Annotated in this window: 14 protein-coding genes; 2 read left to right on the forward strand and 12 right to left on the reverse strand. The window is 44.9% G+C overall.

The annotated features are described in order from the left end of the window. Window positions 1-52: 52 nt before the first annotated feature. The 5 genes from IT084_RS10395 to IT084_RS10415 are packed head-to-tail and all read right to left on the reverse strand — an operon-like array spanning window position 53 to window position 4384. Entirely contained in the window at window positions 53-2149 is a 2097-nt protein-coding gene (locus IT084_RS10395; RefSeq protein ID WP_195712791.1) for an ATP-dependent RecD-like DNA helicase, read from the reverse strand. After that, complete coding sequence (locus IT084_RS10400) at window positions 2142-2447, reverse strand: hypothetical protein (protein WP_195712792.1); 306 nt, start codon at window positions 2445-2447, stop codon at window positions 2142-2144. Before IT084_RS10400 ends, IT084_RS10395 begins: the two co-directional genes overlap by 8 nt. Before the next feature lie 18 nt (window positions 2448-2465). Next, the gene (locus IT084_RS10405; RefSeq protein WP_195712793.1) at window positions 2466-3119 is read right to left on the reverse strand and encodes a hypothetical protein; all 654 of its coding nucleotides are present in this window, start codon (window positions 3117-3119) and stop codon (window positions 2466-2468) included. Window positions 3120-3131: 12 nt separating this feature from the next. Beyond that, on the reverse strand, window positions 3132-3593 hold the full coding sequence (locus tag IT084_RS10410) for a metal-dependent hydrolase (protein ID WP_195712794.1): 462 nt from the start codon (window positions 3591-3593) through the stop codon (window positions 3132-3134). A gap of 59 nt (window positions 3594-3652) precedes the next feature. After that, window positions 3653-4384, reverse strand: a complete 732-nt coding sequence (locus IT084_RS10415; protein WP_195712795.1) for an HNH endonuclease — start codon at window positions 4382-4384, stop codon at window positions 3653-3655. 197 nt (window positions 4385-4581) lie between these two features. On the opposite strand from IT084_RS10415, the gene IT084_RS10420 reads away from it, so the two are divergent. Then, entirely contained in the window at window positions 4582-4977 is a 396-nt protein-coding gene (locus tag IT084_RS10420) for a helix-turn-helix domain-containing protein (RefSeq protein ID WP_195712796.1), read from the forward strand. Further along, on the forward strand, window positions 4904-5485 hold the full coding sequence (locus IT084_RS10425) for an ImmA/IrrE family metallo-endopeptidase (protein WP_195712797.1): 582 nt from the start codon (window positions 4904-4906) through the stop codon (window positions 5483-5485). The genes IT084_RS10420 and IT084_RS10425 overlap by 74 nt, the downstream gene beginning before the upstream one ends. A gap of 38 nt (window positions 5486-5523) precedes the next feature. Here the strand turns inward: IT084_RS10425 and IT084_RS10430 are convergent, their stop codons facing one another. The 7 genes from IT084_RS10430 to IT084_RS10460 all read right to left on the reverse strand — a co-directional run bounded on the left by IT084_RS10430 (window position 5524) and on the right by IT084_RS10460 (window position 11428). Continuing rightward, window positions 5524-6270 (reverse strand): ThiF family adenylyltransferase, encoded by a 747-nt coding sequence (locus IT084_RS10430; protein ID WP_195712798.1) that lies wholly within the window; start codon window positions 6268-6270, stop codon window positions 5524-5526. A gap of 4 nt (window positions 6271-6274) precedes the next feature. Then, window positions 6275-6679, reverse strand: coding sequence for a hypothetical protein (locus IT084_RS10435; protein ID WP_195712799.1), 405 nt, complete (start codon window positions 6677-6679; stop codon window positions 6275-6277). Then, entirely contained in the window at window positions 6680-7345 is a 666-nt protein-coding gene (locus tag IT084_RS10440; protein WP_195712800.1) for a hypothetical protein, read from the reverse strand. After that, complete coding sequence (locus IT084_RS10445; RefSeq protein WP_195712801.1) at window positions 7338-7925, reverse strand: hypothetical protein; 588 nt, start codon at window positions 7923-7925, stop codon at window positions 7338-7340. Before IT084_RS10445 ends, IT084_RS10440 begins: the two co-directional genes overlap by 8 nt. Then, a complete protein-coding gene (locus IT084_RS10450; protein ID WP_195712802.1) occupies window positions 7912-8205 on the reverse strand; it encodes a hypothetical protein in 294 nt (97 codons plus the stop codon). Before IT084_RS10450 ends, IT084_RS10445 begins: the two co-directional genes overlap by 14 nt. 11 nt (window positions 8206-8216) lie before the next feature. Next, window positions 8217-8354 carry a hypothetical protein gene (locus IT084_RS10455; RefSeq protein ID WP_195712803.1) on the reverse strand — a complete coding sequence of 46 codons (138 nt, stop codon included), beginning with the start codon at window positions 8352-8354 and terminating at the stop codon, window positions 8217-8219. Between the two features lie 68 nt (window positions 8355-8422). Next, window positions 8423-11428 carry a helicase-related protein gene (locus IT084_RS10460; protein ID WP_195712804.1) on the reverse strand — a complete coding sequence of 1002 codons (3006 nt, stop codon included), beginning with the start codon at window positions 11426-11428 and terminating at the stop codon, window positions 8423-8425. Window positions 11429-11550 lie beyond the last annotated feature (122 nt).

The following is an 11550-nucleotide window of genomic DNA, read 5'->3' on the forward strand; positions in this document are numbered from 1 at the left end:
AGTTGTCCAAATAAGCTGATAAAATAAAAAAATGCCCTTTTCCGGGCATCCATCAAAGAAGGTTTTTCAGTTTGGTATACCTCATTACTGGCGTATTGTTCCTGATGGCTATGGCCAACGCTTTCCTGGTCCCGACCAGGATTACTTTTTCCCTGGCTCTGGTGATTGCCGTGTATAACAGGTTCCTGGCCAGCATTATATAGTGTGAGGACGTGAGCGGAATGATCACCGCTTTAAATTCCGACCCCTGGCTCTTGTGAATCGTTATGCAGTAGGCCAGTTCAAGGTTGTTCAGCTGGCCGTAGCCGTATTTAACCAAATCGCCGTTAAATTGCACAAACATACTGGAGCCCTCGATTTTTTTGACAACCCCTATATCGCCGTTAAATACCCCCATTTCATAGTCGTTTTTGGTCTGGATTACTTTATCTCCAACCCTGAATATCCTGTCGGAATATTTTATTGCCTGGCCTTTGGGGTTGATGGCTTCCTGAATGGTCTTGTTTAGTTCCTGAGTCCCAAGGGGACCCTTTTTTAGCGGCGACAATACCTGGATGTCGGCAACGTCATATTCAAGTTTACTGATACAGTGAAGGATACACTTGATAATATCCCCCGGTTCTTCTCTCTCGAAAAAGAAGAAATCGGTTTTTGATGTGTCGATCATCAACTGCTGTCCCTTGTTGATTCGGTGGGCGTTGGCAATGATCTGCGACTTGGCCGCCTGCCTGAATACTTTGTTTAAAGTGACGCGGGGAATATTGTTACAACTCAGAATGTCCCTTAGTATGTTTCCCGGCCCGACCGAGGGGAGCTGATCAATATCCCCCACCAGGAGGACCCTCGTTCCGGTTTTTATTGCCTCAAAGAGGTTTTTGGCCAAAATCAGGTCCGCCATGGACATTTCATCAGCTACTAGAAGATCGCATGACAGGGGATTATGTTTGTTAAACGATGGACGGCCCTCACGGTTTACTTCCAGGAGTTTATGAAGGGTCGTGGCTTCTTTTCCGCTCACCTCGGTTATCCTGCGGGCGGCCCTGCCGGTGGGCGCGGCGAGCTTTATAATATGGCCGGGATTTATCGTTTTATATACTGTGATAATGGCCTTGATGGTGGCCGTTTTCCCTACGCCGGGGCCGCCGGTCAGGACGGACAGGCCGTGGTTTAAAGCCATAACGACTGCCTGCTTCTGGTCGTCAGTCAGCTTTATTTTTTCCTTTGCCTCGTAGCACTGAATAACCGGAGCCGGGTTAATATCTGATATTTTTCTATTGAGCCTTTTTATGTTTTGGGCCAAACTCTTTTCGTAATGAACCACCCATTTCAACGATACCCGGTGTTCCTGTACGATTACGCTGTCCATCTCATTTACCGATTCTGTTATATCCTGTTCGGATACGCAGGCGTCGTCTTTATTTAACAGTTCCATACATTTCCTGATGAGTTCGCCCAGGGGCAAGTAAGTGTGGCCGTTGTCCCATAATGCTTCATTTAAAACAAATAAAATACCCGCCTTGATCCTGTAAGGCGAGTTTTTATCAATGCCGATCTTCCTGGCGATTTCGTCTGCCTTGATAAATCCGATTTGTTCCACGTTAGTTAAGCAGTACGGATTTGCCTGAATGTATTCCAGGGCGGAGCGCCCAAATTTTTTATATATGCGGAAAGCTGTTTTTTGGGTTATTTCCCAACCTACCAGTTTTGCAACTACTCTTAGTGCATCATAAGTCTGGGCAACCATCTGGGCAACTTCTGCAGCTTTTTTGGGACTAAGGCCCTTGACTTCCTTAAGTGGCTCAGGGTTTTCCAGGATAATTTCCAAAGCGTTTACCCCTAGCTTATCAACAATTCTTTCAGCCATAACGGGGCCTACTCCTTTTATAAGTCCACAAGATAATGCTTCGATTACGTTTTCCCTGCTTGTGGGAACGATCTTTTCCCAGGCTTTGACCCTGAACTGCTTTTTATAAACCGGGTGTGTTTCCCAGGTTCCCCGGATAAAAATTTTATCACCCTTATTAATATTGTAAACTTCACCGAGTGCCGTGAAACTTCCATTGGCCGACCGGAACCTGAATATAGAGAACCTTTCTTTTCTGTAAATGAATTCAGTCAGGACACCGGTATATTCTTGTGCCTCAGACATCAACTCCCCCCTTTAGCAGTATATTTAGGGCGGCAGCCAAGGTTGCGGCATCTACAAGGTTTTCGAGCCCGATATACTGCTGAATATCTTCGGCATGCCAATTTTGGGCATTTAAACATCCGCATCTGTTATAATTAAGCTCGGCTACCAGCCATTCTCCGCCGCCTATATCATGCGATGGTCTAATTGCCAACCGCAGTTCAGTGCTTCGACCGGAGACAATGTAGTTATTCCTTCCGAGAGATTTGATTGTGACAGGCCAGGTTTTTCCTCTAAGTTTAGCTGTTGTTTTGAACATTTTTAGGAATCCCCCTTTTTAGAAGGCCAAAGCCATCCTTTTAAGGCTTTTGATGTAAGCGAGGCTTTTAATATCGTATAGGCCATTGTTGTTTTCTTTGATTTTCTGCTTAAAATCCTTGTACAGAGCGGGCTCGCTAACTATTTTAACTAATGTGAAAACGGCATCCAGCGCGTCAATTGGCATATATTCGTTCGCTAGAGAGTTCCAACCAAAATAAGTTATTGATTGTGCGCCCCAGTGATGTAATTTAATAATGTGTGGGGCAACATCACTTTCAAAGCTGTCAAACATGCCGTAAACATAAACGTTATTGGGCTCCGTATTTGGAAGCATAAACTTAAACGGGTCTTCCGCAAACTGGCTGAGTTGAGACGTAGTTAAAAAGGCGTCGGCTACAAGATAATTTTGGAAGGTATCCATGTCCAGGTCATTATATTGGACCCAGGCGATGGTTGCGTTATCTTTTTGTACGAACTTGATTCTGCCTTTATGATTAATTTTTTTCAGTTCTATCGACGCTTTTAAAAAATCAAGGAATATTTGTTCGTCCAGGTCGGTTCCTTTCTTAATAGTTTTTCCCAATTTCTTCTTATATTTGTAATAACGGCTTTTTGCGATATGTAAATCCCTGTCCGTATTGGGGCAAAAACCACAGTTTGCCAAAGGCATACCAATAACCTCCTATCTAAAAAACAATTTAACAGTTAAAAACATTAATCCCAGGCACAGGCCGGGGAAAACCACGAATCGCTCTAATAATCCGCCGGTTTTAACCAGCGGCAATTTAATATCTTTTGACAGCACCGGCCACAGGAGCGGGACACCCGATGGGGTTAACATGTCCCCCAAAATATGAGCCAGGTATCCAACGCCTGCCACAATACCCAGGGAAGGCCCGCCGAAAATCGTTACTGCCAGTGTTATAAATGCGGCTGCGGAAATGGAGTGTAGAGGTCCCCTGTGTCCCAGAGTTATTTTGATCAGGCTCGGGATGATGGGGATTTTACTGCCGATATAGCTATTTGGATGGTCAATATCGGGCAGCAATGCGGCAACCCCGGCAACCAACAGTGAATTAACATCAGCCCCTGTTATTAAGTAACCTGCAGTAAGCCCGGTTATTAAATGAGTGCGCCATTCCAATTATAACCACCCCCTCAAAAAAATAACCCCGTTACATTCCGGGGCCGGGAAGGATTGTTTTAGCTTACTTTGGCTATTTCTTCCATGAAAAATTTTTGGAGTTCACCATAAAGCCAATCTGAAGCTTCGCTTTCTTCTTCCAATATTTCATTGACCATCCTCAGTGCTTTTTCCGCTTTAGACATACTGGAGTCCCTTTTGGCTTTTTCCGTAATGCACCCGGACTTTTTAATTTCATCGCTCATTTGCCTAGTACTCCATCCATTATCAGCCGCCAGGTTTATCCAATATACAGGGTCTGGAGTTTTACTTGCCAACCGGTGATGGTAGAAACTTAATTCGAGTACGCGCGTACTCTCGTCGGGGAAAGCGGTAAATGTCCTTATCATTTCCCTGATCATTGCAGGGGACAAGCCAACTTCGGAAGAAATGCTTTTAATATTCATTTTCAAGCCAGTATACAAGATGACCAGGGCGGCGGCCTGTTCCCATTTACTTGCTTCTTCCTGCTCTTTATAATTGGCAAATATTTGTACTAATTCCTCGACACCCGGTAAATCCTTTGTTATAATGTTTTCGATTGATAGTTCACCGGAATGAACTTTGGTGTGGCAAGCGGGGCATAATGTAACCAAATTTTCTGCTACATCATCGCCGCCGGAACCCTTGGTTTTAATGTGATGGACATGCCAGCCTTCTTCATTGTAGGCCCCACAGTTTTGGCAAAATTTTTTTCTAGCTGCTTTAATGGCAGCAGGATTAACGATTCTCTTTCTTTTTGGTAATTCCATTTTATACCTCCTTTAAATAATAAAGCTGCCCAGAATAAGGCAGCATCTGCGTATAAACATTTAGGAACATTTTTTTAACTTTTTAAAGGCATTAAAAAATAACCCATTTCTGACTGGCAGAATGAGATTATCTATAAATAATTATAGTAACCTAATGGGTTAATGTCAAATATTTTTTGAATCTGGAGGGAATTATTATGAAAGATATTTTTCCGCAAAGATTAACAAAATTAATAAAATCCAAAAATGTCAAGGTAGCCGATATGTCAGACAATTTAGGCATATCAAAAAAATCTATTTATAATTTCATGAAGGGGGCCATATATCCATCTGCTGAAACATTATCAAAGATTGCCGATTATTTGGGGGTTTCCATAGATTACCTTGTGGGCAGGGTGAATGTCCCAACTGATATTATATTAATGGAAGAAAAAGATGAGATTAAAAAAGAAATATTTTTTATCAGGGAAGCTTACCATAAGATGGACGAGGCGGAGCGGAGAATCATACATAATGTAATTGAAAATATTATCAAGGAAAAAGAAAGAAAAACCACCGAGGAACGGTCAGGGGACGGGAATGAGGCCGACTGAGATAAGACACAAATATGTTATGGCTAAAGCCAAGATGTTAAGCAGAATTTTAAACCTTCGTCCCCCGGTTGATGTTAATAAATTACTTCAATTTCAGCAGGTGAGGTTGGAATTTATACTGGACCTGTGTGAACCCACCGTAGTTAAATGCGGAGATGATCATATAATTCTTCTCCCCCCTTATGAAAAGGACGAAGAGATCAGGTGGGTTGCCACTAAAAAATTTGCCCATGTTTATCTCGGGCATTTTGAGATTTATCCAGTGCAGAGAATAATATTTGGTTCCGTAATTGAAACGCTCAGCGACGCGGAGCTTGAAATTTTGGACCGGGAGGCCCGGGTTTTTGCTTCGGAATTACTTATGCCCGAGGACCTCGTTAAGAAACTCGTTAGTTACCCGGTTAGCGATGATCAAATCCGAACGCTTGAGCAATATTTTGGTTTAGCAGCTGAGATTGTTTTGGACAGGATAACGGAACTTAATCCGGTTTCTCCTGTCCATTGTTAAGTTTTTCTATGGCAAACGCAAAAACAACCCTTCCTGTTTCAGGAAGGGTTGTTCGCGTATTTCGGGCGGACAATTATATTGCGGGCGTTGAATGTTGCCATCGCAACGGGTACTTCTTTGAGAGTTATAATGTTATTTAAAAAACTTAACAGCGAAACTGCTGCCCACAAGTTGGCTACCAGGCTTTGGGGTTGCTTTACTATATTTTTTGAGCAAGTGCCGCCAATCTGAATTTCATCTTGTTCCGTTAATATATCCGGGAAATAATCCGCAGCCGGTTTCAACAGCGTTTTGCCTTCATATTTGAATCCCATTACCACCTGACCGACAAACTCGCTGTTACCGGCATCAAGATAAATAAGGTTTTCCGATTCCCTGAATACCTTATCGAAAATCCGGCGAGAGAAATTATTGTCCACGCAGCTTAAAAGTATAGGCATAGCTGGTATTTTTTTATGAACATTTACTGGTGGTGCAAGTAATTTCATTAGCACGCTTTCTTCAGTTATATAGTACGGGTGGTAACTTATGTCGATCCCCCAGGCCGTGTAGTACCGCATTTGAAGGACTTCGGCCTTGTTTTCGCCTATTTCTGGCTCAATGAACAGTTGGCGCCCTATATTATCGGGTTCAACCATATCCTGATCGGCCAACACAACCGATATTTTCTCCGACTTTAACGAGTAAATTAGTTGGGCCAGGTGGGGCACCAGGTTAGACCCGGTGCCGCCACATCCTACCAAAACGATGTGCCAGTTGTTAAATTTTTTCAGTATCTCCTGCATGGCCTTACCCCATTTTGTTAAATTTGTACGACGGGATACAGAGGTATCGGCCTTTGTCCTCTTGCTTCTCGAAGTACCAGTTAGTATTCTGCTGAGTATAGGCAGGGTACTGTTTTTCAAGTTCAACGCGGATTTCTTCCAGCGTCATTTCCGCCGGAAAGGTCATCTGCTCATTGTCGTTGGCGAGGACCACAAACCGCTCCAGGTCCTTTTCAGGCTCCTTGGGCTTTGAAGGTGTTGTTGTTTTGCCAGCGGTATTTATGGACGCTCCGCAGGAATTATTTTTCTTTTTCTTCTGGTTTTTCTTCTTTAACTGCTCGTTCTGCGGGTTTTCCGTCACGGCCAGATCTAATAAATCAAACTGGGTATCAGCACCAAATAATTGAATATCTTGGTTTTTTTCAGTCATTTAAAAACCTCCCTTTGAATTGGTAAACTGATTGATGAATTTTTTAAATGTGGTCATTAAAACCAGCTTACTATCATCAAATTTTTTGCCTTTATGCAGCAAGTCAACGACAGCTTGCCCAACTGCGTTGGTGGGGTGAGTATGTTCAATTAAATAAAACAGCTCCGGGTAAAATGTGAGGTTGGCCAGTTCTTCAAGTTGCGGATGCCTGTAATTACCCCAACAAATTATGCCATCTGCAAATACGTTGCCGTAAGGGAAATGATAAACGGCGCTGTTGTTTTTTATAAACTCATCTTTTGCGGCCACAACAGCCGAAGAAATTACATTGTTGTTCTGAATTTTGTAAGCAAACAGCAGTTTCGGGTAGCCAACATTTAAAATAATGTCCCCAATATGGTTATATGGTTTGGAGCATTTATCCCTTTCTATCACCACAACTTGTGTGGGGGAGCTCGCAAACCTTTCCAAAACTCCGTAGTATATACAGTTCTTGGGAAGTGCGGGACTACCGTATTTATCGACAACTTCGTTTTTGTCAATCGAGTTTTTAATTAACTGAAGAAGCGATTGGGGTTCAATTTGCTTTCGTCTTATTGTGTCATTTTGCTCAACAATAAAGACAGAGCCTTCAGAGGTTATCCTGATATCAATATGCTCAAACACTTTTTTGCACCTCTTTTTGAAATTGTAGCTGGTCCCAAAATTCTATTATTATCTTGAGATGGCGGAGTACACTTGCTGGGGCTTCGTCGTCACAGCATCCATCCACAACATCAACAAAGTGGAACCTGATTCCTGTTATTTGGTTTTCTTTTTGAAGCCAGGATACATTGACAAAGTATTCATACCATGGGAACACACCGTCAACGTATTCTTCTTCAGGTGGCACTAATTTTTGGAGGATTTTCATTAGCGTTTTTTTGGCTTGAGGATCTTTAACTATATCCCCCAGACCTGCAATTTTCACTTTCACATCATAGTGATCCCTATTCAGATACTCTTGCAACATAAAGTATTCTTCGCTATCTTCATCCATTTGAGCCATTTCCGGCGGGGGGTCGATGTTCACTTCGTCCCAGATAACATTATCCTGGCCGAACATGATGTTAAAAAACCTGCCGATAATTCCTTCCATGATTTCACCCAAAGCACCGACATTGAAACCTCTGTCATGCAGTAACTTTAGAGCAAGTATATTTTCCAGGGCATAGGCCATCCAACTCGGGCTTTTATATAAAAGCATTTCGCACTCTCCTTGGTGGGATACTTTGCAATGCTGTAATTATTTCGTTTGTTTGTTCCAAATCAGCTTCGATTGCATTTATATCGTAGTCGTATTCATTGTTGTAAATATCAATTAATCTTTCGAGTTCTTCTATGGTTACTGCGGAAAAATCGAAGTCGCTTCTGTATATTGAAAGCAATATCTGCCTTAAACGGTGGTGTTCGATGCTGTAGGGTGGGTTATATGCTTTAACTTCTTTTAAATTGGTGTATAGTTTCTGAATGTTCACATTGGCCATTTTAACCCTCCCTATTGCAAGAAATTAACCAGATATGCCAGCAGGTATAGCACCGTGAATCCCAACAGAAAGGGAACGGCTTTGCTTAACATTCCGTCGATAACCCAAAACAGTTTTTCTTCGCGGCTGAGTTCGTCGTCCATCATCACCGGATAACCTCCTTTGAAAAAAAATAAGCCGGGAGGCACGCAATGCGCGTATTCCCGGCTTTTTTGGACTACACAACATCAAACAGTGTTAGCTGGCCTTCCAGTACCTTTGGTTTACGCCTGCGCTTCTTGCGTTTCGGCAGGAATGCCGCAAGCTCAAGAACGGTAGGCCGTTTTTCAACTTCAATTTCACCAAGGGCATCTTTAATTTCTTTGGATGTGAAGCCGCAAAGCTCCAGCGTTTGTCTTGCCAGTTCTTTTTGTGCCCTGGAAAGAATGTCCAGAAATTTTGATTCCTCGACCAGCTCAACGCCTTCATCGAGGTCCCTCCTGGCCAGCTCTTTCCATTTGTCGGCCGTTTCCTCATCAAGCAGGCAACTCGCAATATCGGCGGCCAGGGACGTATGGCCGTCGCGACCAAATTTTGAAAGCTCGGAACGGTCAAGGCGTCCTTCCGCAAGCATGGCGTGAGCCCTTTTCAACATGCAGACCCTGAACTGGTCGGCCTGCTGTGTGCCATCGTAGACCAAATAATAAATTCGGCATTCTCTAGTTTGACCTATCCGCCAGGCCCTCCTTGACGCCTGCCGTACCACGTTTATGTCGTAATTGAGCTGGTAAAATATGATAGTCGGCCACGGCAGCAAATCCAGCCCGACTTCAACCAGCCTCATATTGCAGATTATAACCTTGGCCCCCTCTTCTTCCTTCCCGGCAAGCCACTCAACCCGCTTTTCAGGACTCACATGGCTTTCAAGGACGTGGGCTTCTATGCCGTGGGCTTCAAGCACATCTTTCAACCTGTGGTGAATAGCGTAGCTGTCCGTGTAGTTGCAGTAAATAATACAACCCCTGTTTTCTGCGAGGTTTTCGTTTACCAGCCTGACCAGTTCGCGCTCCTTGGCGTGGATATAGTCAAGCTCCGGCGCTTCAACGGTAAAAAGCGTTTTGCCGTTCTTTTGAATTTCCACTTTAGCGCCAAGGTGCGGCGCGTCGGCATAGTTGATTGTGGCCGGGATGAACCTGGCAAACGCTCCCCTGCACTTGTGCTCCATGAACGCTTCTGTGCAGGCGCTGTGAAGTCGTTTGTGAAAATCGCTGTACAAATCCCTGTGTTCATCGTCGAGAGCAATAAACGTAGGGATTTCTTTTAGTTCTACAAGGGGCAGGCCCAGGTCACCCAGTTCCAGAAAAGCCGCCCGGTGCAGGAGGTGATTGGCCACCAGCTCGGGGGCAATGCCGGGACGCTCCCTGGGCTGCAGCTCGTTCTTTTTGCGCCTTGTTATAACTCCCTCATCTTCATCGGAAGTGCGGATTGTCCGTTCCAGGACGCCGTACTTCCTGGCCCAGGCCACGGTTCCCGACTTGTGATTAAAACCTTCTCTCAGTAATGACCTGGGGTCAGTCCTCCAAATTAACTCTTTGATGCTGGTGGACATGCCGTTGACCAGAGTGCCCGTAAGGCAGAGGGTTTTCTTTGATGCCTTCAGGAGCTGGGTAAAGGCGTCGCCGCGTCCGGAATCCGAAGCCTTGGTCTGGTGAACCTCGTCCATTATGAAAAGGTCAAAATGCCTTTTTAATTTTCTGAGGATAAAGCTCACAAACCATCGCGGCCTGTTGGGGGTTTCACCCCTGGATTTCAGTGCGGGCCTCCACAATGAGGCGCCGCACTCAGGGCATTTTTTCACTTTGGCCGGGAGTTTCCACTTGGGAGAGAAATCCTTTGGAAGGCCGTTGGGGAGAAGATTCTTCAATTTTTCCGGCCCGGTCTCATTACCAGGTTCGGTTTTCTCACCGTCGAAACCAGCTTCAGGGTCGTCTTCCGGTTCGTCCGTTTTCAGCGGTTTATTTTGCAGAACATCTTCCCAGTTTAGGTAATCTTCTTCCTTGGACTTAGGGTTGATGACCGGCTGGCCGCAGTCCGGGCAGTGCCAGGCGTAATATTTTGCACCGGCAACCCTTTTCCATATCATTGCGCACCACGGGTCAGGCCCCAATTTTGCCCGGTCAATGCCGACCAGAACAAATTCAATCCCTTTGGGTTTATGGCCGTTTTTAATCTTTCTGTAATATCTCAAGGCATCTTTGGTATTTCGGATAACCTGCACGGTGGCGTCCGGGAGCGTTTCCTTGATCTCCTTCTTGTGCATTTTGGGAATCATGATTCCAGGGCCGCAGTATAAAACTGAAATACCCCTGTTAAGTCTTTTGTGTATTGCATTGCAGACGCCGAGAGAGATAATGCTTTTGCCGGTGCCCATGTCTCCGCAGGCCAGGGCCATGTTCTGCTCCTGAAGCGTGTTAACAAGACCCTGAATGACGTGGGCCTGGGCCGGGAATGGAATCCTGTCCATTTGACCTATCGCGGGGTCTAATTTGTCCGTGTCCGGGTTGTGGCGCGGTTTAATGCTTTTGATTTGATCGGAAAGCGTTGCCGCGTTTGCCCGTAGATAATCTTTCATGGTCCACGACGGGTCAAATTTGCCGTCGATTTCCACATGAGGGATTTTAAGTATTCCGGTTCGCTGGGCCGCTTTTATTCCCTCGAGGAGATACTCCTCGGTTAACCCTGAACCGGAGGCGTGTTTTACAGATGTTATTCGGATAACTTTTAAATCTTTCCAGGTTTCCATGCTAAGGTCACGAATAACCCGGGCTTTCTTGTAATCAAGTATTTTAATGTAGTCACTGATATATTCTCCGGGCACGGGGAACCTCTGCACCAGGTATTCCCCCACCGCCTTCGCGATGTCGCCGTCGGGGGCAAGTATCACGGGATTTTTGCTTTCCTCGCTGAAAATGGCGTCCTTTGAGAGTATAACGCAGTGGTGCGCGTCCCCCGCCTTCCCGGTGTTAAAAACGTAGTTGTTTTTCACCGGGCTCAAGTATTCAACGGGATTGCCGTTATCGTCCGTGATGACAGTCCTCCTGCCGGCAATAATGCTGTGGGGAATGCTGTGTGTGGCTGTCCCGGGGCCGGCAAAGCTGGCGGCAACCAATTCATCTCCGATAACTGCCGCAAAGTGCAGTACACATTCAAATGTTCTATCGTGGTCATCAATTTTAATTTTCATAATCAAAACCCGGCGCGGATACCCCTGAATTTATTCAGGGGAGGAGCGCCGGTTCTGCCTCCTTTCTGGGAATAAACATCAGACCCTTGGCTCTTTCTACTATTTGTAACCGGTTGGGAGTT

The sequence above is a fragment of the Desulfallas sp. Bu1-1 genome, assembly GCF_015594625.1.
Taxonomy (GTDB): domain Bacteria; phylum Bacillota; class Desulfotomaculia; order Desulfotomaculales; family Desulfallaceae; genus JADNRQ01.